This window comes from Nocardia crassostreae (genome assembly GCF_001613405.1).
GTDB lineage: Bacteria > Actinomycetota > Actinomycetes > Mycobacteriales > Mycobacteriaceae > Nocardia > Nocardia crassostreae.
The window spans coordinates 1-21,208 of sequence record NZ_BDCH01000051.1; the positions used below are offsets into that span (position 1 = coordinate 1).

General features: G+C 68.3%; 21 protein-coding genes and 1 pseudogene. 12 read left to right on the forward strand and 10 right to left on the reverse strand.

Features of this window, described 5'->3' with window-relative positions; all coding sequences use genetic code 11:
• The first annotated feature begins 445 nt into the window (after positions 1 to 445).
• The 3 genes from NC4_RS38290 to NC4_RS38300 are packed head-to-tail and all read left to right on the forward strand — an operon-like array spanning position 446 to position 2,355.
• On the forward strand, positions 446 to 895 hold the full coding sequence (locus NC4_RS38290) for an HIT family protein (protein ID WP_067549412.1): 450 nt from the start codon (positions 446 to 448) through the stop codon (positions 893 to 895).
• Complete coding sequence (locus NC4_RS38295; RefSeq protein ID WP_067549415.1) at positions 892 to 1,710, forward strand: maleylpyruvate isomerase family mycothiol-dependent enzyme; 819 nt, start codon at positions 892 to 894, stop codon at positions 1,708 to 1,710. The genes NC4_RS38290 and NC4_RS38295 overlap by 4 nt, the downstream gene beginning before the upstream one ends.
• A gap of 6 nt (positions 1,711 to 1,716) precedes the next feature.
• Positions 1,717 to 2,355, forward strand: coding sequence for a Type 1 glutamine amidotransferase-like domain-containing protein (locus NC4_RS38300; protein ID WP_067549418.1), 639 nt, complete (start codon positions 1,717 to 1,719; stop codon positions 2,353 to 2,355).
• 4 nt (positions 2,356 to 2,359) lie between these two features.
• Here NC4_RS38300 and NC4_RS38305 read toward each other — a convergent pair whose 3' ends face one another.
• Together NC4_RS38305 and NC4_RS42015 are read right to left on the reverse strand one after the other, a co-directional pair.
• Positions 2,360 to 3,541, reverse strand: coding sequence for an MFS transporter (locus tag NC4_RS38305; RefSeq protein WP_218021405.1), 1,182 nt, complete (start codon positions 3,539 to 3,541; stop codon positions 2,360 to 2,362).
• The gene (locus NC4_RS42015; protein WP_218021406.1) at positions 3,496 to 3,792 is read right to left on the reverse strand and encodes a hypothetical protein; all 297 of its coding nucleotides are present in this window, start codon (positions 3,790 to 3,792) and stop codon (positions 3,496 to 3,498) included. Before NC4_RS42015 ends, NC4_RS38305 begins: the two co-directional genes overlap by 46 nt.
• 57 nt (positions 3,793 to 3,849) lie before the next feature.
• Between NC4_RS42015 and NC4_RS38310 the strand changes: the two genes are divergently transcribed.
• Positions 3,850 to 4,389, forward strand: a complete 540-nt coding sequence (locus NC4_RS38310; RefSeq protein WP_067549421.1) for a MarR family winged helix-turn-helix transcriptional regulator — start codon at positions 3,850 to 3,852, stop codon at positions 4,387 to 4,389.
• A 114-nt stretch (positions 4,390 to 4,503) separates the two neighbouring features.
• Here the strand turns inward: NC4_RS38310 and NC4_RS38315 are convergent, their stop codons facing one another.
• Both NC4_RS38315 and NC4_RS38320 read right to left on the reverse strand, forming a co-directional pair.
• Positions 4,504 to 5,829: an MFS transporter gene (locus NC4_RS38315; RefSeq protein ID WP_067549424.1), complete on the reverse strand. Its 1,326-nt coding sequence runs from the start codon at positions 5,827 to 5,829 to the stop codon at positions 4,504 to 4,506.
• Positions 5,830 to 5,967: 138 nt separating this feature from the next.
• The gene (locus NC4_RS38320; RefSeq protein ID WP_067549427.1) at positions 5,968 to 6,825 is read right to left on the reverse strand and encodes an NAD(P)H-binding protein; all 858 of its coding nucleotides are present in this window, start codon (positions 6,823 to 6,825) and stop codon (positions 5,968 to 5,970) included.
• A gap of 74 nt (positions 6,826 to 6,899) precedes the next feature.
• On the opposite strand from NC4_RS38320, the gene NC4_RS38325 reads away from it, so the two are divergent.
• The gene (locus NC4_RS38325; RefSeq protein WP_067549430.1) at positions 6,900 to 7,853 is read left to right on the forward strand and encodes an AraC family transcriptional regulator; all 954 of its coding nucleotides are present in this window, start codon (positions 6,900 to 6,902) and stop codon (positions 7,851 to 7,853) included.
• A 26-nt stretch (positions 7,854 to 7,879) separates the two neighbouring features.
• Complete coding sequence (locus NC4_RS38330) at positions 7,880 to 8,323, forward strand: acyl-CoA thioesterase (RefSeq protein WP_067549433.1); 444 nt, start codon at positions 7,880 to 7,882, stop codon at positions 8,321 to 8,323.
• Here the strand turns inward: NC4_RS38330 and NC4_RS38335 are convergent.
• The 3 genes and pseudogenes from NC4_RS38335 to pdhA all read right to left on the reverse strand — a co-directional run bounded on the left by NC4_RS38335 (position 8,324) and on the right by pdhA (position 11,863).
• Positions 8,324 to 9,779: pseudogene (locus tag NC4_RS38335) on the reverse strand (dihydrolipoamide acetyltransferase family protein).
• Positions 9,780 to 9,824: 45 nt separating this feature from the next.
• Complete coding sequence (locus NC4_RS38340) at positions 9,825 to 10,787, reverse strand: alpha-ketoacid dehydrogenase subunit beta (protein ID WP_067549436.1); 963 nt, start codon at positions 10,785 to 10,787, stop codon at positions 9,825 to 9,827.
• Positions 10,784 to 11,863, reverse strand: coding sequence for a pyruvate dehydrogenase (acetyl-transferring) E1 component subunit alpha (gene pdhA / locus NC4_RS38345; RefSeq protein ID WP_067549439.1), 1,080 nt, complete (start codon positions 11,861 to 11,863; stop codon positions 10,784 to 10,786). Before pdhA ends, NC4_RS38340 begins: the two co-directional genes overlap by 4 nt.
• A gap of 178 nt (positions 11,864 to 12,041) precedes the next feature.
• On the opposite strand from pdhA, the gene NC4_RS38350 reads away from it, so the two are divergent.
• From NC4_RS38350 to NC4_RS38360, 3 genes are all read left to right on the forward strand, one after another.
• Positions 12,042 to 12,548, forward strand: coding sequence for an Lrp/AsnC family transcriptional regulator (locus NC4_RS38350; protein WP_067549461.1), 507 nt, complete (start codon positions 12,042 to 12,044; stop codon positions 12,546 to 12,548).
• Between the two features lie 65 nt (positions 12,549 to 12,613).
• A complete protein-coding gene (locus NC4_RS38355) occupies positions 12,614 to 13,888 on the forward strand; it encodes a benzoate/H(+) symporter BenE family transporter (RefSeq protein WP_084530195.1) in 1,275 nt (424 codons plus the stop codon).
• Positions 13,885 to 14,715: a sulfurtransferase gene (locus NC4_RS38360; RefSeq protein WP_067549443.1), complete on the forward strand. Its 831-nt coding sequence runs from the start codon at positions 13,885 to 13,887 to the stop codon at positions 14,713 to 14,715. Before NC4_RS38355 ends, NC4_RS38360 begins: the two co-directional genes overlap by 4 nt.
• A 9-nt stretch (positions 14,716 to 14,724) precedes the next feature.
• On the opposite strand, the gene NC4_RS38365 is transcribed toward NC4_RS38360, so the two are convergent.
• Entirely contained in the window at positions 14,725 to 15,447 is a 723-nt protein-coding gene (locus NC4_RS38365) for a class I SAM-dependent methyltransferase (RefSeq protein WP_245722218.1), read from the reverse strand.
• A 159-nt stretch (positions 15,448 to 15,606) separates the two neighbouring features.
• Between NC4_RS38365 and NC4_RS38370 the strand changes: the two genes are divergently transcribed.
• Complete coding sequence (locus NC4_RS38370) at positions 15,607 to 16,188, forward strand: TetR/AcrR family transcriptional regulator (protein WP_067549449.1); 582 nt, start codon at positions 15,607 to 15,609, stop codon at positions 16,186 to 16,188.
• Here the strand turns inward: NC4_RS38370 and NC4_RS38375 are convergent.
• Complete coding sequence (locus NC4_RS38375; RefSeq protein WP_067549452.1) at positions 16,089 to 16,793, reverse strand: HNH endonuclease family protein; 705 nt, start codon at positions 16,791 to 16,793, stop codon at positions 16,089 to 16,091. The genes NC4_RS38370 and NC4_RS38375 overlap by 100 nt on opposite strands.
• A gap of 94 nt (positions 16,794 to 16,887) precedes the next feature.
• Positions 16,888 to 17,250, reverse strand: coding sequence for a hypothetical protein (locus NC4_RS38380; RefSeq protein WP_067549464.1), 363 nt, complete (start codon positions 17,248 to 17,250; stop codon positions 16,888 to 16,890).
• Positions 17,251 to 17,511: 261 nt separating this feature from the next.
• Here NC4_RS38380 and NC4_RS38385 point away from each other — a divergent pair, with 261 nt between their 5' ends.
• Both NC4_RS38385 and NC4_RS38390 read left to right on the forward strand, forming a co-directional pair.
• Positions 17,512 to 20,397 (forward strand): DEAD/DEAH box helicase, encoded by a 2,886-nt coding sequence (locus NC4_RS38385; RefSeq protein WP_067549455.1) that lies wholly within the window; start codon positions 17,512 to 17,514, stop codon positions 20,395 to 20,397.
• The gene (locus NC4_RS38390; protein ID WP_067549458.1) at positions 20,394 to 21,164 is read left to right on the forward strand and encodes an SWIM zinc finger family protein; all 771 of its coding nucleotides are present in this window, start codon (positions 20,394 to 20,396) and stop codon (positions 21,162 to 21,164) included. Before NC4_RS38385 ends, NC4_RS38390 begins: the two co-directional genes overlap by 4 nt.
• Positions 21,165 to 21,208: the final 44 nt, after the last annotated feature.

Here is a 21,208-nt window from a genome sequence, read left to right on the forward strand (position 1 = left end):
CGCACCGCGGGGCGCAGCGGTCTGTGCGCTCTGCGTTGTGTCCACTTGTCTAACTTCCTTCTCGGTCCAACGGTGGGCCGAACTTACTGTTGAGTAAGTTCGTGAGTATTCTCGCAACTGTACCCGGTCCGCGGTGAGCGTAGCGGAGATGACCATCACACTGCGTGGTGCGAAGGGCTCCGCGGGGCTCCGGACTGTGCATTGTGCTCAATCGAATCGTCGGTGGCGGTATTCCTGGGAGGGATGGTGGCCCGGGCCGATCGCTCCCGTTGGAACCCGCCCTTTCATTGTGAATCGGACTCGCTCATCGTGCTGGGCGCGATGACCTGCGACAAGTACGTACATAGGGGGACGGTTACTTACGTAGGGGTGTGCGAGCAGGTGAGCCGCGCGCCACGATCACGAGGGGTGTCGCGCATCACTCTTACGCCGTAATGTCTCCGGGGTGAGTGGCTGCATCTTCTGCCGGATCGTGGCGGGCACCGCGCCCGCGACGAAGGTATACGAGGACGACACCCTGTTGGCGTTCCTCGATATCCGGCCCATCACCCGGGGGCACACGCTGGTGATTCCCAAATGGCACGCGACCGATCTGGACGAGCTGACCCCGGCGCTGGGCGCGCGGCTGTTCACCCTCGGGCATCGGCTGGCGAAGGCGGTGCGCCGCAGCGATCTCGGCGCGGACGCCGCGAATCTGGTGATCAATGACGGTAAGGCAGCCTTCCAGACCGTCGGCCACGTGCACCTGCACGTCGTCCCGCGCCGCAATGGCGACATACTCACCTTCGCAAAGGGTTTCGTCCTGCGCCGCCCGCACGACCGGGAGGTCACGGCAGCCGCCATCCGAGCCGGATTGGACCGGCTCGCCGCCGAGGAGAAGGAAACCAGCGCATGACCGACACGGTGCCGGACCGCGCCGATATCGCCGCCGCCTTATCCGCCCAGTGGGACGCGCTCACCCGGCTAGTGGACGGGCTGGAAGAACCCGGCTGGCGGACGCCTTCGGCGCTGCCCGGGTGGACGGTGTTCGATACGCTCGCGCATGTCATCGGCGTGGAGGCCATGCTGCTGGGTGAGCCGACCCCCGATATCGAGGTGGCGGGGGAGCACATTCACAATCCCGTCGGCGCGCTCAACGAGAAATGGATCGAATCGCTGCGCCCGCTCCCAGGGGCGCAACTGCTGGAGCGGTTTCGTGATGTCACCGGCCGCCGTCTGAAGGCGCTCGCGGAAACCAGCCCGGAGATGTGGGCGCAGGAGGTGCCGACGCCGGTGGGGATGGCTCCCTACGGCCGGTTCATGCGGATTCGCCTGTTCGACTGCTGGATGCACGAGCACGATATCGCCGACGGACTGGGCGTCACGGTCGACGAGGGCGGCGCCCGCGGTGAAACCGCATACGCGGAACTGCTTCCCGGTCTCGGCAAGGCCGTGGTCAAGGGCGCCGCCGCGCCCGACGGCTCGCGGATCACCATCGAGCTCACCGGCCCGGTCGAGCGGCAGCTGCACATCGAGGTGGCGGCGGGCCGGGCGGCCCTGGTCGAAACCCTGTCCGGCCCGGCCACGGTCGTCCTCACCATGGACTCGCGCTTGTTCGCCCGCCTGCGCGGCGGCCGCACCACCGCCGACGCCCACACCGGCGAGTTCGGCCTGACCGGCGATACCGAGCTGGGCAATCGCCTGGTCCGCAGCCTGGCCTTCACCATCTGAGCCGCGGTGCGACTGTTCCTGTCCAGCTACCGATTCGGTGCGCACCAGTCCCGCCTGCTCGCCATGGCGGGCGAGCCGGGCCGGGTCGCGGTGATCGCCAATGCCTGCGACGCCTGGCCCTCGGCCTGGCAGAGCGCCGTCACCAGCGATCTGTTTCCCCTGCGCCGCTTGGGTTTCCAGCCGGAGGTCGTCGATCTGCGGGAGTATGTGGGCCGGACCGCGGAGCTGGAGCGCACGCTCGCGCGGTTTCCGATGGTGTGGGTGCGCGGCGGCAATACCTTCGTGCTGCGCGCCCAATTCGCCCGCAGCGGCGCGGATATCGTGCTGCCCCGGCTGCTGGCCGCGGATGCGCTGGTGTACGCGGGCTACAGCGCGGGCGCCTGCGTCATGACGCCGGACCTGCACGGCCTCGAATCCATGGACGATCCCGATGAGGTGCGCACCGCCTGCGGTATCGAACCGCGGTGGGACGGACTGGGTCTGGTGGATCGCCCTATCGTCCCGCATCTGGATTCGCCCACCGATCCGGAGGGCCTGTCCCGGAAACTGGTGCGCGACTACACCGCCGCCGGGATCCGGCACTGGGCGCTCACCGACGACCACGTCGTCGTGGTCGACGGCGAGCATCCGGAAGTGCTGACCTAGCGGTTCATTCGCCCTTGTGCCGCAGCCCGTGCCCGAGGGCGACCAGCGCGGCGCCGAACGCGCCGATGGACAGGATGGCGAAGCTGGCCACATAGGCGTCCAGCGTCGGCACCTTGGTGTTGGCGAGGACGTGCGCCGACAGAATGGAGGCCGTGACCGCGCCCGCGATGCTGCCGCCCGCCGTGCGCACGAGCGAGTTGATACTGGAGGCGATTCCGCTCTCGCTCATGGGCACGTGCTGCACCGCCAGCGTGCCCAGGGCCGCGTAGGCGATACCGAAGCCGGTGCCCTGCAGCACATTCGCGATGATCATGTCGTAGCCGTGCGCATTGGAGAACGTCAGCCAGGCCATCGACAACCCGGCGAAGGTCGAGCCGATGGCCAGGGTGTAGGCGGGTCCGATCTTGGCCGCGATCCGGCCCGTGCGGAACGAGAAGAACGTCATGAGCGCCGCGCTCGGAATGCCGTACAGGCCGACCACCAGCACCGAACCCGACAGGCCGTAGCCGACCTTGTCCGCCGGGGTCTGAATGAAGTTCGAGATGAGCGTGAAGGATCCGAACATGGCGAATCCGAGCAGTGCGGAGGCGATATTGGCCGACAGCGACTGCGGCCCGACCAGCAGTTGCAGCCGCACCAGCGGCTGCTCCACCTTCAGTTCGACGAACACCCAGATCGCGGTGAGCACGGCGGCCACGCCGAACAGGCCGAGCACCGAACCGGATCCCCAACCCCAGCGCGGACCCTGGCTGATGCCGAGCATCAGGCTCACCAGGAGTCCGGCCAGCAGCGCCGCGCCGATGAAGTCCGGCTTGCCGCCGTGGCGCACGCCATTGTTCTTAGCGCTGAACTGAATCAGCACCGCGGCCAGTACGGCGAGTCCGGCGGTCAGCCAGAACACCGGGTGCGGATTCTGGGTGTGATCGGCGATGACGCCGGTGACCAGCAGGCCGACCGTGTCGCCGATGCCCATGGTGCCGGAGACGATGCCGATCGCCCCGAACAGCCGCTCGCGCGGGAAAGTATCGCGAATAATCCCGATGGCCAGCGGAATCATGGCCGCCGAGGTGCCCTGTAGCGCACGCCCGGCGATATAGACGCCGAGGCTGTCCGCGAAGGCGCAGACCACCGAGCCGACGATCAGCAGCCCCATGGCCACCATGACCATCGTCTTCTTGCCGTACATGTCGCCGAATCGCGACAGCAGGGGGTGGACACCGCACCGGTGAGCAGTGCGGCGGTGAACAGCCAGGTGACGCCGGAGACGTCGGTGTGCAACTGGCCGATCATGCGCGGCAGCAGTGGAATGACCACGGTCTGCTGGAGCGAGACGACCAGACCGGCCGCGCACAGCGCGAGCAAGGTCAGGCCGAGATGAGCCTGGGGGCGGTCATCGGTGCCGACACCGGCGCCCGGACCGACTGCGGTCGAAGTCATGGGGTTCCTTGGGATTACTTACCAAAATTAAGTAAATGGATTTCGTAAGATAACCACATGCCGCCCCCGGAAGCCACCAGCGCCACCGTTGACGCAAGTCACATAGTCGAGCTCGAACGTGCACTCGCACGGGTGTCGTACCTGCTCACGCGCGTGCGGCGGCACGACCGGGCTATGACCAAATGCGGCATCAAGATCGATCGCGCCAGTGTGCCGCTGCTGCGCCTGCTCGCCGACGCACCCGAGCCCATGCGCCTGGGCGAACTCGCCACCCGCCTCGATGTCGAGGCCCCGCACGTGAGCCGCCAGATCCAGCGCCTCGAGAAGTCCGGCTATGTCGAGCGCGTCCCCGATCCGGACGACCGCCGCGCCCAGCGCGCCCGCCCCACCGCCTCCGGTCGCCAGGCCGTCGACGCCATCCGCGATGTCATGCGCGAATGGATGCGAGAAGCCTTGTCGGAGTGGAGCTCGGAAGACCTGAAGACCCTCGCGGTCCTCAACCACCGCATGGTCGACGCCTTCCTCGACCACGCCGAACAGGCCGGTGACCTGGGCCCGCGCTCACCGCTCGCCTTCGTCCACGACCCGCGGTCCTGACCCGCTACTCCTGCGCCACACCGGCGCGACCGCCGCACGGGCGCAACAGCATTGCGATGCGCGATGGAGCCATGGCCATGGTCGGCGGCGTGCCCCGGTGAAGCTGTCCGATGATCACCGGACCGGGGCGACCGCACGGGCGCCCCAGGCGCACAAGAGCATTGTTGCCAGCGGAACCGCCATGGTCACCGTGAGCGGCATGAGCTCGGTCAGCCAGCCGATAATGGCGGGCCCCGCGAGCAGGCCGATATAGCCGAGCCCGAACACCCGCGACATATCGGTAGCGGAGGCCGCCGAGCCCAAATTCCCGGCCGCGGTGAACACCTGCGGAACCCCGCCCGACAGTCCAATCCCGCACAGCGCCCAGCCCGCCAATGTCACGGGCAGCCACGGTGATACGAGGATGAGCGCGAACCCGAAGGCTGCCAGCAGGGTTCCCCACCGCACCACCGCAACCCGCCCGAATCGCCCGCTGACCCGATCGGCGCCGAGCCGCCCGAGGGTCATGGTGGTGGAGAAGGCCGCGAATGCGAGCGCCGCCGTGGCGGTGTCCACCTCCAGCCGATCCCGCAATTGCAGCGCACTCCAGTCCGCCGCGACCCCCTCGGCCATCAGCAGCGCGAATGCGATCATCCCCAGCAGCAGCACTTTTCGCGAGATCCCGTGTCGGGTCCCCCGCCGCACGGCCGCGCTCCACGGCCGCACAGCCCGTCTCGGCTTCGGGGGCCCGCCGTGCTGGTGCGGGGTCGTTCGCCGTGCTGGTGCGGGGTCGTTCGCCGTGCGCTCACCGGTCGGGGCGCTCGCACCCGGTGTGCCGGGTTCGAGTTGCGCGGCGGATATCGGCGCGGCGGTGTTCCGGGCCGGGACGGCGGGCCCTAGCATTCGGGGCGCGCACAGTGCGACCACGGTCAGGCCCCCGAACATCGAGACCGTGAACGTGGTGTGGATGGTCCAGTCGGCGCGTTGGGCGGCCGCGCCCGCGACCGCGCCGAGCAGGCCGCCGAGGGAGAAGAAGGCGTGGAAGGCCGACATGATGGGGCGGGGGTAGGCGCGTTCCACGACGACGGCCTGGGCGTTCATGGAGACGTCCAGTGCGCCGTTGCAGAAACCGTAGGCCAGCAGGGCGATTGCGAGGGTGGCCGTGGAGGTGGTGTAGCCGAGGCCCAATAGGCTGGCCGACAGTCCGGCGGCGGCTGCGGTGGTGAGGGTGCGGCTGCCGAACCGATCGGCCAGGGGGCCCGCCGCCTGCATGCCCGCAATGGCGGCGGCGGCCATGACCAGCAGGAGCATGCCCAGGGTGCTGTGGGAGACCCCGGTCCGCTGGGTCACGGCCGGTATGTGCACGATCCAGATCGCCGACAGCAGTCCATTGAGGCCGAAGATCGCGAACAGGGCGAATCGTGCGATTCGGATGGGAGGAGCGGGCGTCGCAGCGGCCATCGGTACGACGCTACCGGCCCGGAACCGGCATCTCCTCGTTTCCCCGACCTTCGCGGCTTCGTCGACGCTCCGGATGGGATCCGAATCTCTTCATTTCCAACCTGTTTCGTATCAATTGTATGCCCGGGCACCGACAAGTTATGCCCGCGCACCGACCGCCCAGACACCGGAAAGCGCCACGTCGCGGACGTATTCGGTGAAATCCTTCGGCTCGCGCCCCAGTGCCCGGCGCACCCCGTCGGTGGTGTGCGAGTTGCGGCCGTCGAACAGCATCCCGAACAGATAGTCCAGCAGGCTGATCTCGTCGGCGGGCGCCGCGCGGGCGGTCAGCATGGCCACGAAATCCATTCGGCTGGGCGAGATGAAGGTGATCTCGCGCCCGATCGCCCCGGAGATCTCGGCCAGCGCCTCCGGCACCGACAGCGCGCGCGGCCCGGTCAGCTCGTACACCTGCCCGGCGTGCCCGTCCTCGGTGAGCGCGGCCACCGCCACGTCGGCGACGTCATCGGCGTCCACGAAAGGCTCCGGCACCTGCCCGCACGGCAGCATCATCGTCCCCGCCCGGATATCCGCCGCCCAGCGCCCGGCGCTGAAGTTCTGTGCGAACCACGAACAGCGCACCACGGTGGTCGGCAGACCCGAATCCTGCACGATCCCTTCGCATTCCAGCGCCTTGGGCTCGCCGCGACCGGACAGCAGCACCACCCGCCGCACGCCCGCGGCCGCCGCCGCGGTGGTGAACCGCTTGATATCGGCGGGCGCGCCCGGCACCGCGAGATCCGGCTGATACGACAGGTAGACGGCGTCGATGCCGCTGAGCGCCGGTGCCCAGGTACTCCGGTCGGTCCAGTCGAAGGGGATGTCCGCGCCGCGCGAACCGAGGCGCACTCGCACGCCGCGGGCGGTCAACCGGGCGGCCACGCGGCTGCCGGTCTTCCCGGTGCCGCCGAGTACGAGAACGGTGTTTTCGCTGCTCACGGTGCCTTTGGATGTCATATCCCCAGTCAATCGAGATTCCGTGCGCGCGAACATGGTTGAGAAGCGCGGCCACATTTGCCATCGTCTTGGGTATGGATGCGTTGGCCAGCCTGCTCGAAGGACCACGCGCACGGTCGGCGTTCGTCATGCGGAGCTCCTTCGATCCGCCCTGGTCGCTGCGAATCCGCGACGAGGCCCCGCTGACCCTGGTGGCCGTGGTGCGCGGCGGCGGCTGGGTGATCCCGGACGCCAAGAACGGCAAGCAACTACCGCCGCGGCAATTGCGGACCGGCGATATCGCGCTGTTCCGCGGGCCGGACCACTACACCGTCGCCGATGATCCGGGCACCGAGCCGCAGGTCATCATCCAGCCCGGCCAGATCACCATGACCCCGCAGGGCGAGGTGCTGTGCGAGACCCTGAGCCTGGGCATTCGCAGCTGGGGTACCAGCGCCGATGCGGCCACGGTCCTGGTCACCGGCACCTACGAGCAGGAATCGGCCGCCAGCCGCCGACTGCTGCGCGCCCTGCCGCCCATTGCCGTGCTCAGCCGCGGCGATATCGACGACCGGGTGCTGGATCTGCTGGTCGACGAGGCCGCCAAGGATCTGCCCGCCCAGGGCGCCATGCTCGACCGGCTGCTGGACCTGCTGCTCATCGCTACCCTGCGCGCCTGGTTCTCCCGCGCCGACGCCCCGGCCTGGTATCACGCCTACGGCGATCCGCTGGTCGGCAAGGCCCTGCGCCTCATGCAGCACAATCCGGCGCGCGCCTGGACGGTCGCCTCCCTGGCCGCCGAGGTCGGCGTCTCCCGCGCGGCCCTGGCGCGGCGCTTCACCGAACTGGTCGGCGAACCCCCGATGGCCTTCCTCACCGATTGGCGGCTGGCTTTGGCCGCGGATCTGCTGCACGAATCCGACGCCACCCTGGAGGCCATTGCCCGCCGTGTCGGCTACGGCAGCGCCTTCGCCCTGAGCACCGCGTTCAAACGCCACTACGGCATCAGCCCGCGCGATCACCGCAATACCGACCAGCGCTCGGCCTGAGATCACCGGCCGCTATCGTCGGCAGGGTGACGCAGGATCAGCAATACCCGGTGCTCTGGCCCGTCCCGACGCGCTGGGCGGACAACGACCACTACGGCCACGTCAACAATGTGACCTACTACAGCTACTTCGACACGGCTGTGAACGCGTGGCTGATCCACGCCACCGGGGTGGATATCCGCGAGCTGCCCGCCATCGGCGTGGTCGCGCAGACCTCCTGCAAGTTCCTGGGCTCGCTCAGCTTCCCGGATCAGCTGCGGGTGGGCATTCGCATCGCGCGGCTGGGCAATTCGAGCATCAATTACGACCTGGCCATCTTCCGTGAGGCCGATGACGGTCTGGAGCTGGCCGCCACCGGCACCTTCACCCACGTCTACGTGGACAATGAAACCCGCAAGCCCATCCCGATTCCCGCGATCATTCGCGCCGCCGCGGAACCGCTGGTGGTGACGGCCGCCGCCGAGGCCTGACTAGACCCGGCCCAGCAGGGTCAGCGGATCCTCCAGCAGCGCGGCCACACTCGCGAGGAAACGGGAGCCCTGCTCGCCGTCGATCATGCGGTGATCGAAGCTCAGACCCAGCGTGGTCACCCAGCGCACGGCCAGTTCGTCGCGGTGCACCCACGGGCGTTTGCGGATCGAGCCCAGGCACAGAATGGCCGCCTCGCCCGGATTCACCAGGGGCACACCGGTGTCCACGCCGAAGACGCCCACATTGGTAATGGTGAAGGTGCCGCCGGTGAGATCGGCCGGGGTGGCCGCGCCGCCCCGCGCCAGTTCGGCCAGGCGCCCGATCTCCTGGCACAGATCGCGCAGGCTCAGGCCCTGGGCCTCCTTCAGATTCGGCACCAGCAGCCCGCGCTCGGTCGCCACGGCGATGCCGAGATTCACATAGTGCTTGGTGACGATCTCCTGATTGGCTTCGTCCCAGTACGAATAGATCTCCGGGAACTCGCTCAGCGCCACCAGCGTCGCCTTGGCCACCAGGGCCAGCGGGGTGAGCGTCAGCCCGGCGAAGGTCGGCGTGGCGCGCAGATGGTCCAGCAGCTCCATCGAACCGGTGAAATCGGTGGTGACGAAGGTGCTGGCCTGCGGAATGTGCTGCGCGCTGGCGACCATGGCGGCGGCGGTGCGCTTGCGAATCCCGCTGATGGGGGCGCGGCTTTCGCGTTCCGGGGATACCGGCCGCGCACCGGGGCCGCGCAGGGGCGGCACCGGCGGCGCGGTGTGAATGGCGATGTGGTCGGCGGCCAGCGGTTCGCGCTGCGCGCCGTGCAGATCGTCCACGGTGACGGCTCCGCCCGGTCCGGTTCCGGCGATCCCGGACAGCTCGACGCCGATCTCGCGCGCCAGTTTGCGTGCCGCGGGCGTGGCATTGGGGCGGGCGGTCTTGGATTCCGGTGCCGCGAGCCGCATTCGATCGTCGTCGTAGCCCGAACCGGCACTGCGCGTGGCGGATTCGACCGGGGGCGCGGCGGTTTCCGGGCCGCCATTGGACAGCGCCGACTCCGGTTCCGGGGCCGCGGCCCGTGCGGCGGCGGCGCGCGCCCGGCGGGAAACCGGTTCGCTGTTCGGTTCGTAGCCCACGAGCACCGACTGCCGCTCGGCTCCGGCGTTCCCGGCTCCGGCGTTCCCGGCTCCGGCCGTGTCGGCCGTGGCGTTCGCCGCACCGGCGGTGGCCTCCGCGGCCCCGGCCGGTACGCCCACTCGGATGAGCGGCGCGCCCACCGGCACCGTGTCACCCGGTTCGGCGAGCAGTTCCAGTACGGTCCCGGCGAACGGGCAGGGTAGGGACACCTGCGCTTTCGCTGTTTCCACCTCGGCGATGGTCTGGTTCAATTCGACGGTTTCGCCGACTCGCCACCGCCCAGGACACCAATTCGGCGTCGGCCAAGCCCTCCCCGAGGTCCGGCAATCGGAATTCCATTACCTGCTGCTGATCTTCCACCGAGCTTCCTCCGTGCATGGACCGTTATGCGGCGAGAATACGGTCGGGGTCGGGCAGGTGGTGCCGTTCGAGTTTAGCCGGGGGATAGGGGATGTCGAAGCCGCCGACGCGCAGGACGGGGGCCTCCAATTGGTAGAAGCAGCGTTTGGTGATGCGGTCCGCGATTTCCTCGCCGAGCCCGCCGAATACCGGCGCCTCGTGCACTACGATCAATCGCCCGGTCTTGCGCACCGAGGTTTCGATGGTGTCGAAATCGATGGGCGAGAGACTGCGCAGATCGATCACCTCCAGCGAATGTCCCTCGTGCGCGGCGATATCGGCCGCGGTGAGCGCGGTGGCCACGGTGCCGCCGTAGGCGACCACGGTGGCGTCCTCGCCGCTGGTGCACACCCGCGCCCGGTCCAGTGCCAGGCCGCCGCCGCGATCGAGCAGGTCGAAGTCCACATCGGTCTTGTCCCAATAGCGCCGCTTGGGTTCGAAGAAGATCACCGGATCGTCGAGTTCGATGGACTGCCGGATCATCAGATACGCATCGGCCGGATTGCTCGGCGACACCACCCGCAATCCCGCGGTGTGCGCGAAATACGCTTCGGGCGATTCGGAATGGTGCTCCACCGATCCGATGCCGCCGCCGCACGGAATGCGAATGGTGATCGGCGCGACCACCTTGCCCTGGGTCCGGAAGTGGATTTTCGCGACCTGGCACACGATCTGATCGAAGGCCGGATACACGAATCCGTCGAACTGAATTTCGCAGACCGGGCGCAAGCCGCGTAATGCCATTCCGAAAGCCGTTCCCACGATTCCGGATTCGGCCAGCGGCGTATCGATGACCCGGTTGTTGCCGAAATCCTTCTGCAGGGTGTCGGTGACCCGGAAGACCCCGCCGAGCCGCCCGATGTCCTCGCCCATCAGAACGACTTTGGGATCGTCCTCGAGTGCGCGCCGCAACCCGAAGTTGATGGCGCCCGCGAATGTCGTCTTCATGACCGGACTCCCTCCAGGTAGTCGGCGTACTCGCGGCGTTCCTCGTCGACGAGCCGGTGCGGGGTGGAATAGACGTGGTCGAACAGTTCCATGGGCCCGGGATCGGGCACGGCCAGCGTCGCGCTGCGCACCCGTTTGGCGACATCGTCGGCCGTGGCGGTCACCCGTTGCTCGAATTCGCTGTCCCACAACCCTTCCCGCTCCAGTAACCGGCGCATGCGGTCGATGGGATCGCGGCGCTGCCACAGCTCGAGTTCGGCGGGAGCGCGGTAGCGGGTCGGATCGTCGGCGGTGGTGTGCGGGCCCATGCGGTAGGTGATGGCCTCGATGAACGAGGGCCCGCCGCCGGACCGGGCGCGAATCACCGCCTGCCGGGTCACCGCCAGTACCGCCAGGGCGTCGTTGCCGTCGACCTGGACGCCGGGAATCCCGTAGCCGAGCGCGCGATTGGCGAGCGGGGTCGCGCTCTGGGTGCGGACCGGTGCGCTGATGGCCCAGTGATTATTCTGGCAGAAGAACACCACCGGCGCACCCCAGGAGGCTGAGAAGCCCAGCGCCTCGGCGATATCGCCCTGGCTGGTGGCGCCGTCGCCGAAGTAGGCGATGGTGGCGATCTCGGCGCCTTCGAGATGGGCCGCGTAGGCATAGCCGGTGGCGTGCAGGCCCTGCGCGCCGACCACGATGGCGGGATTGGTCATCTTGACCGCGTCGGCGTCCCAGCAGGAGTGGGCCGCGCCGCGCCAGAGTCTGGTGAGCTGCTCCGGCGGTACGCCCCGGACGTAGGCGACACCGGCTTCGCGGTAACTGCAGAACACGTAATCATCGGGGTGCAGGGCATGCGCGGAGCCGATCTGCGCGGCCTCCTGACCCAGCAGCGGCGGCCACAATCCGAGCTGGCCTTGGCGTTGCAGGGCGGTTGCCTCGGTATCGATGCGCCGCGCGACGGTCATATCGGTGAAGAGCGCGCGCAGGTCCTCGCCGTCGACATCCGCGACCAGGGGGGCATGCGTGCGATCAAATACGCGGCGGCCGTCGGGCTGCACTAATTGCACCGGATAGGTGTTCTTCTCGGGCATGGGTTCGCCTCCTCGAGCACCGGGTACACGGTCATCGCCGTGGGATTGTGTCCAGTGAACAATGCACTGTGTCCTCTACCACACAGCATCCTCCGCTGGGCGCGATGCGCAAGCATCGACACGGCAACTGTGCAGAATGCGCGTTTGATGGCCCGTGACCAGTGTCATACTGATCCCCATGAGCAGCAGGGAACCGATCACCGGCTCGGTGGACGCCACGGATGCCCGATTGTTGCTGGAGCTGGTGGCCAACCCCCGTGCCACCGGAGTCGAACTAGCCGCCCGGCTGGGGCTGTCCCGAAACACCGTGCAGGCCAGGCTCGCTCGCTGGGAGGCCAACGGGGTGCTGGCCAGCTTCGAGCGCCGGGTGGATCCCCGCGCTCTCGGTTATCCCCTGGCGGCCTTCGTCGCGGTGGTCGTGGACCAGCACCGACTCGATGCCGTGGTGGCCGAACTGGCGGAGATCCCGGAGGTCACCGAGGTCTGCGGTATGACCGGGCCCACCGATCTCACCGTGCGCGTGGTGGCCCAGGATGCCGACGACCTGTACCGGATCACCGGTCGGATCCTGAAGATCCCGGGGGTGGAGCGCACCAATATGGCGCTCGTCATGCGTTCGCTGGTGGCCCCGCGCACCGCGCCGCTGCTCGACCGACTCGCCGGAGCCCTCCCCGCCGGGGAGTGAAATTCAGTCCAGTTTCGGTGGATTGGCCGCTGACCCGGGCATCACTGGACCGCGACGATTGCTCGATGAGCACTACCACCACCGGCAATCCGGCTCTTGACACTCCGCCCCGGGCCGGAATCGGCCAGCCCATCGGGGCCGGAATCGTCACGGCGCTGGTCGGATTCACGAGCTCGTTCGCGGTGGTCCTGACCGGGCTGACGGCCATGGGGGCGACCCCGGCGCAGGCGGCCTCGGGCCTGCTGGCGGTGTGCGTGACCCAGGCCGTCGGCATGCTGGTGCTGAGCCGCCGCTACCGAATGCCCATCACACTGGCCTGGTCCACCCCCGGTGCGGCGCTGCTGGCGAGCACGGGTCTCGTCGCGGGCGGCTGGCCCGCCGCGGTGGGCGCGTTCGCGGTGGCGGGCGTGCTCATTGTGCTGACCGGATTCTGGCAGCGGCTCGGGACGCTCATCGCGGCCATTCCGGCCGAGATCGCGCAGGCCATGCTGGCCGGGGTGCTGCTGCCGATCTGCTTGGCGCCCATCAAATCGCTGACCGTCAGCCCCGCCGTGGTGGTGCCGGTCATTCTCACCTGGCTGATCCTGCAGAAGTTCGCCGCGCGCTGGGCGGTGCTGGCCGCCTTCGCGGTGGCCGCGGTGGGCGCGGGCATCGATATCGCCGTCACGCATCGCAGCGTCGATCTGTCGACCATGGCGCCGCGCATCGAATTGACCGTGCCGCACTGGAGTTGGCAGGCGCTCATCGGCGTCGCCATCCCGCTCTACATCGTCACCATGGCCGCGCAGAACATTCCGGGCACGGCGGTCATGAGCACCTTCGACTACAAGGTCCCGTGGCGCGCCGCCATGACGGTCACCGGTCTGGGCACCATCGTGGGCGCCCCCGCAGGCGGCCACGCCATCAACCTGGCCGCCATCAGCGCGGCGCTCTCGGCCGCCCCCGCCGCGCACCCCGACCCCAAGCGCCGCTGGATCGCCGCCAGCACAGCCGGTTTCGTCTACCTCCTGGTCGCCCTGGCCTCCGGCGCCCTGGTCACCCTGGTCGTCGCCGCCCCGAAGGGCGTCCTGGAAACCGTTGCGGGCCTTGCCCTCATCGCTACTCTCGCCGCCGCCCTGACCGCGGCCCTCGGCTCCGCCGAACACCGCTCCGCCGCCACCCTCACCTTCGTGGTGGCCGCCTCCGGTGTCACCCTCCTGGGCGTCGGCGCGGCCTTCTGGGCCCTGGTCGCGGGCCTGCTCGTCCGCTGGCTCCTCCGCCCCGCCCCGGGTCCCCGCCGATACCAAGTAGGGTGGGGCGTTGAGTCCCGGTGGCGAATCTTCGAAGAGGAGTTGGCTTGAGCGCGGTGCTTGTCTCGGCGGAGGATCTGCGGGAGCGGCTGGCGGGCGGTTCGCCGGTGCGGCTGCTGGACGTGCGGTGGGCGCTGGGCGATCCGGACGGGCCGCAGCACTACCTGAACGGGCATATCCCGGGTGCGGTGTTCGTGGATCTGGAGACCGAGCTGGCCGCGCCGCCGTCACCCGCGAAGGGGCGGCATCCGATGCCGGAGGTGGCGCATCTACAGAAGTGCGCGCGCAGCTGGGGGATTCGCGCCGGGGACGCGGTGGTGGTCTACGACGCGACCGGCGGGATGGCGGCGGCGCGGGCCTGGTGGCTGCTCAAGTGGGCCGGGGTGGCGGAGGTGCTGATCCTGGATGGCGGGCTGCCCGCCTGGGAACGCGCCGGGGGCAAGGTGATCGCGGGTGAGGAGCCCGATCCGGAGGCCGGTGACGTGGTGCTGACGCCGGGCAATATGCCCGTCGTCGATGCCGATGCGGCCGCCGGGTGGCAGGGACTGCTGCTGGACGCGCGGGCGGGGGAGCGCTATCGCGGTGAGGTCGAACCGGTCGATCCGCGCGCCGGGCACATACCGGGCGCGGTGAGCGCGCCGACCGCCGAAAACCTCACCGGCGAGGGGCGTTTCAAAACGGCCGAGGAATTGCGTTCGCGCTTCGGCGGATTCGGCTCCGGGCCGGTGGCGGTGTACTGCGGCTCCGGTGTGACCGCCGCGCATCAGGTGGCCGCGCTGGCGGTCGCGGGCGTGGAGGCTGCCCTGTATCCGGGGTCTTGGTCGCAGTGGTCCAATGACCCGAAGCGGCCGGTCGCCACCGGAGCGGAACCGGCCTGATAGCGTCGATCATTCCGGTTTGACGGCCGTGAGAATCCCCATGGAGTAGCGGCCGGTGCTGAATTCGAAGTCGGTGAAACCGATTTCGGTCAGCGCGTCCTGGTAGCGGCGCACATCGACGTCCGCCAGCGAGTGATGGCCCTGCGCGTGATCGTCATGGGCGTGGCCGTGATCGTGGTTGTGGCCGTGATGGTGCTTGTGCCACACGAACACCTTCCCGAGGAATTGCAGGACCGCGCCGTGGACGCCGGAGGTCGGGCTGGCATCGGCCAGCAGTAGCCGCCCGCCGGGCCGCAGGACTCGGAACATGCCCGCCAAGGCGTTGTTTCGCTCGGCTTCGGGAATGTGGTGCATGACGAAGGTCGAGGTGATGACATCGGCGCTGGCATCGGGCCGGGTCAGCGATTGCGCCGCGCCGTATTCGAACCGGCAGTTCGCCGGTGCGCCCTTGGCGGCGTAGTCGACCATCGGCCCGGACGGATCGATGCCCAGCACCGTGCCGCGCGGACCGACCCGCCGGGCCAGTTCGCGCGCCAGCCGCCCCGGCCCGGAGCCGATATCGAGCACGCGATCGCCGGGCCCGGCGCCGCTGGCATCGGCCAGGCGGCGGATCACGGTTCCGGCGCGGCCGAGGAAGATGAGATCGGTCAGCAGGGCATAGCGGCGCGGCCAGGTGATCAGCGCGCCGATTTCGTCGGATTCGTTTCGGGACACTTGCTGTTTCGAGGTCATGCGATCCATCATCAAAGGATGAGAAAGCCCAGGCCAGAACCATAATTCGGGTTTGTGTCAGTTTCGGGACACCTACACGGAAACTGTGCCGGAAGTCCCGGCGGCGGCAGCGATCGCAATGGCAGGCCCGCGCCCGACCGCCGGGTCCGGCGCACGCGCATGGCCCTGCACGTCGCGCTCATCGAGCTCATGAAGGAGCGCTCCTACACCCGGATCACGGTGCAGGACATCATCGATCGCGCCGATGTCGGCCGCTCCACGTTCTACGCGCACTACCGCGACAAGGACGATCTGCTGCTGGTCAGCTGTACCGAGCATGTGCGCGAGGTGATTTCGAGCGAACTGGCGAACTACGACGGTCCCGCGCCGCTGCTGGCCCCGGTCGCCATTCTGTTCCGGCTCGCCGCCGATCATCCGAACATCTACAACCCGCTGGTGGGTCAGCGCGCGAATGCCACTGTGCTGCGCTCGGTCCGGCAGATGTACGCCGATCTGCTCGCCGAACACCTCGGCCCGCGGCTGCGGCTCGAGCCCGCCGAACTGGAAGGCACCTGTCCTGGGGTCTGCTCGGCCTGCAGGAAGCGGTCATCGATCCGCACAACACCATGGCCGGCGCGGAGGCGTACCGCCTGTTCGGGCAGCTATGGGCACGTTCGGGCGATGTTCTCGAGCGTGGCCTGGTCGGCGACGGTAATGGGTAGCCCGTACTGGGTGGCGGCCCGCAGGTACTTGCCCGCGTAGAAGCAGTGATTGGCCTTCGCGGGCGGTAACCAGTCGGCGGGGGTGCTGTCGCTCTTGTCCTCGTTGGTCGTGCCGTCCACCGCCAGCAGGTTGTAGTCGAGATCGTTGGCGAAGCGCATCCGCCGCTCCAGCGGCCAGCCCGACGCGCCCATATCCCAGGCCGCCGCCAGCGGATAGACGTGATCGATCTGCACCTCGCGCGCCTCGGCCTTGGCGAATTCGACGCGATTTCCCGTATAGGGGTCTTGCAGAATCCCGGCCACCACCACGCAATTATTGGTGCCCGCCCGGAATTCCACCTCGGTGAGCTGCCGGGCCAGCACATTGTTGCGGGTATCGCAGCCGTCGTGCCCGCCCGGACCGTCGTGGTCATCGCTCCAGGCCTGGCCGAACACGCAGCCCTGTCCGGCCTTGCAACCCCGTTCGTAGCCCGGCGGATTCGGCCGCGTCGGCATGACCTGCACCGCCGCCAGCAGCTGTTCGAGCTCCACCCGGGTCGGGCTGCCGGGCGCGGGGGCGACCGGCCCGGCGACCATATCGCAGCCGGGCAGGACGAGCACGGCCAGCACCGCGCTCAGCAGTGCGAGCACGCGCTCCATGGACATGTCACATATCTAAGCGCGCGGGTAGTCCCCGCGCGCGACTTACGAAACTTCGCACCCCACAGCATTTCTCGGGAGTCCCGAGCGGTGGGGGCCGTTACAACCAGGCGTGTGCCAGGAGATCGTCCGCCGCTGTTTCGGACAGTTGCGGCGGGAACCTGGTGGCCGCGATGGAATCCACCCGGCAACCGTCGTGGCCGATCAGCCAGGATCCGCCGCGCTCTTCGCATTCGGCGATCTTGGCGAAGGTGGCGAGCAGGAACGCGATGGCATCGCGCGGATCGGCGGTGCGCGCCAGCCGCTGTGATTCCCCCGGTCGGGACAGATCCAGCCACACCCCGGACTGGCCGTCCAAGCGCATCCTCACGATCTTTGTCGTATCGACGAAAGTGAACTTCCGTCGCTCCCACGGCGTTGTCGGCGTGAAGCTCTGCTCGAGCACTTGGAGCAGAATCGTCATCTTCACGGCCTCCCTCGGTATCGAAAGTGCCACGGCCCCGCCCCGGATTGAGTCGCGGTTGATTATCGGGTGCACCCCCGCATGACGGCTGCGCTGAGCACAGCTGATATCGCCGTATGCGATGACCTGCGGTTATTCCAGTATGTTCCGATATCGGTCAGAAATAAAGACCCGGTAGGGGTGGTGATTTTGCCGGATTTCCGCCGATCGGCGGCCGTGGGCCGCCGCGAGGCTGTCGGTCTCGGCTGATTGGATGGGCGGATGCTGCACGGATTGTGGTCGATCGGATCGGGGTTGGTGCTGCGGCACGATCCGGACGGTGACGCCGTGGCGGCCATCGACGCGGTGAGCCTGCCCGATCCGCTCGGGACGATCGTGCAGACGGCCAAATTCCGGCATACGGCACAGGTGCTGGTCCCCGGGCCGAACGGTCCGGAAAAAGCGCAGGTCAAGGCGCATGCGCTGGCGCCCGAGCAGGCCGTGAAGGTGCTGCTGCAAGAGCTGCCGGTCGATGCGGTGGCGGGGGATCTGCGGTATCTGGCGCATGTGGCGCGCGGCGTGGATCGCTGGGTGCGGGCCGGGCGGATCGTGCCTGAAATACGCCGTGACGACGGGGAATGGTGGGTGCGCTGGCGGCTCGTCGGCGGGCAGCGACAGCGCGCCTGGCAGGCCGAGCTGGCCGTCGCCATGCCGCCCGCCCTGCAGGTCGCGGGCGGTCCCGCCGAGGTGCTCGAGCATCTGACCGGTGAACTCGCCGATCCGATCGCGCGCCTGCGCATCATGCCGCGGTTACCGAGCGCCGCCGCGGACGGGACGCGGGCGGTCGTCGCCGTGGGCGGCGGTATCGGGCTGGCGGAAAACCCCGCACATCCCCTGCTCAGGGCGCTGCTCGGAGCCGAACCGCTGGAGAGCGGATCGCATCGGGTGGCGGCGGTGCTCGAGGATTGGCGCACCAGCATCACCGTGGACGAGCCGGAACTACTGCTGCGGCTGATCGAGCCCGACACCGAGGACGACGGCGGGCTGTGGCGGCTGGAAGTGTGCCTGCGCAGTGAGGGCGAAGCGCCGCAGCCGGTGCTGCTGCCCGGCGACCCGAATATGGTGCGCACGGCCGGGGAGAAGCTGGCCGCCGCCAAACTCGCCTATCCCCGGCTGCGGGATCTGCCCGCCGACGACCGGAGCCTGGATCTGTTCCTGCCGACCGAAGTGGTCATGGACCTGGTCGCGCACGGCGCGCACGTCCTGCAGGAAGCCGGGGTGAAACTGCTGCTGCCGCGGGCCTGGCGGATTGCCGCGCCCACCCTGCGGCTCCAGGTGCAGAGCCCGCCCGCCAGCGAAAGCGCCGTCGGGCTCCAGGGTTTGGTGTCCTTCCACTGGGAGCTGGCGCTCGGCGACACGGTGCTGTCACCGGCGGAGATGGCGCGGCTGGTGCAGTCGAAATCGGACCTCGTGCAATTGCGCGGGGAGTGGGTGCAGGCCGACCACCGCATGCTGGCCGCCGCGGCCGACTACGTGGCGGGCCGCACCGATGCCACCGAGACCACCATCGGGGCGCTGTTCGCGGAGCTGTCCGCGCAGCCGGTGATCGGCGTACCGCTGGAGAATGTCAGCGCAACCGGTTGGGCAGCACAGCTTTTCGATGCCGAACGGGAAGTCGAACCTGTCGCGGAACCGGTCGGCCTGAAGGCGCAGCTGCGGCCGTATCAGCTGCGCGGGCTGGCCTGGCTGGCCACCATGAGCAGGCTGGGCTGCGGTGCGATCCTCGCCGACGACATGGGCCTGGGCAAGACGGTGCAGGTGCTGGCGCTGCTGGTACATGAGCGGGAAAAGGCCGCTGCGACAGGGGATTCCGGTGTCGGTCCGACATTGCTGGTGTGCCCGATGTCGGTGGTGGGCAACTGGCAGCGAGAAGCGGAGCTGTTCGCGCCGGATCTGCGGGTGCTCGTGCATCACGGGGCCGGGCGGCGGACCGGGTCGGAATTCGATGCGGCGGTAGCGGAGTCGGATCTTGTGATCACCACCTACGCGCTGATGGCGCGAGACGTGGAGGCATTGCAGCGCCAGGACTGGCAGCGGGTGGCGCTGGACGAGGCACAGCACATCAAGAATGCCGGAACCCGGCAGGCGCGTGCGGCACGGCTGATCCAGGCGCGACATCGACTGGCGCTCAACGGAACTCCAGTGGAGAACCGCCTGGAGGAACTGCGCTCCATCCTGGATTTCGCCAACCCGAAACTGCTGGGCAGGCCCGCCGATTTCCATGCCCGTTTCGCGGTGCCGATCGAGCGGGAGCGCGACGAGAACGCGATCACCCGGCTGCGAGCCATTACCTCGCCGTTCGTGCTGCGGCGGGTGAAAACCGATCCGAAGGTGATCTCCGATCTGCCGGACAAGATCGAGATGACGGTGCGGGCCAACCTCACGGTGGAGCAGGCCGCGCTGTATCATGCGGTACTGGACGACATGTCGGCCAAGCTGAAATCCGCGAAAGGTATGGAGCGCAAAGGCGCGGTGCTGGCGGCGCTCACCCGGCTCAAACAGGTGTGCAATCACCCGGCGCATTTTCTGAGCGACGGTTCGGCCGTATTGCGGCGAGGGCATCATCGATCCGGGAAGCTCGCGCTGGTCGAGGACATTCTGGAATCGGTGATCGCCGATGGCGAACGCGCTTTGCTGTTCACCCAGTTCGCGGAATTCGGGGAACTGGTGACGCCGTTCCTGTCCGAGCGTTTCGGGACCGAGGTGTCGTTCCTGCACGGCGGGGTGAGCAAACAGCGGCGTGACGCGATGGTCGAGCGGTTCCAGTCCGAAGACGGGCCGCCGCTGATGCTGTTGTCCCTCAAGGCGGGTGGGACCGGGTTGAACCTCACCGCCGCCAATCACGTTGTGCACCTGGATAGGTGGTGGAATCCGGCCGTGGAGAACCAGGCCACCGACCGGGCCTTCCGCATCGGTCAGCGGCGTGATGTGCAGGTGCGGAAGCTGGTTTGCTTGGACACCATCGAAGAGCGGGTGGACGAGATGCTGAAGGGAAAGCGGCAGCTGGCTGATTTGACCGTCGGGGCGGGGAAGAAGTGGATCACCGAGCTGGGGGATGACGAACTGCGGGCGCTGCTCGCACTCGGTGCGGAGGCGGTGGGCGAATGAACGCGTATGTCGACTACTCGGAGTTCGGGCCGCGGCGCGCGGTCAAGGGTGGGGTTGCGGCGCGCAGCCGCCGGGGGGCCGCGTTCTCCAAAACCTGGTGGGGGCGTGCGTTTCTGGAAGCTATCGAGGATGTGGCCGACAGTGGGCGGCTCACTCGGGGCCGGTCTTACGCCCGCACCGGGCAGGTGATCAGCTATCGCCTGGAGCCCGGGGCGGTGAGTGCGGAAGTACAGGGAAGTCAGCCGCGGCCGTTCATTTCGGTGCTCGCGCTGCGCCAGCTTCGTGATGAGCGGCTGGATGAACTGGTGGGCTTGGTTCGGGCTACGCCGGGGATGCTCGGGGAAATCGCTTCCGGGACATTGCCGCATGGGCTGGCGCCGCTGTTGTTGCCTAAGACTGCCTCGGAGCTGGACTTCCCTTGCACGTGCCCGGATTCGGGCTGGCCATGCAAGCATGTGGCGGCTGTTTGTTATGTGATCGCCGAGCGGCTTGATGAGCGGCCGGGGGATTTGTTGACGCTGCGGGGGATCAGGCTTGACACGCTGATCGGGAGCGTGGAGCGGGAAACTGCGGCTGCGGATAACGGTGATCTGTACGGGGAAGGCGTGAAGCTGCCCGCGCTGCCCAAACCGGAATACCGGCCTGCGCCTGAGGATCTTGATGCTGTATTGCTGAGGCAGGGTTTGCGGATGACTGCCGAGGACGAGCGGGGGGCTGAATCTGGACTGCGGGAGCTTCGCGCGCTGTATGGAGCGTTGGAGGGGTGAATACGGTATTGGCCGAACGGTTCCCAGAGTTGCTCTGCTCAGGA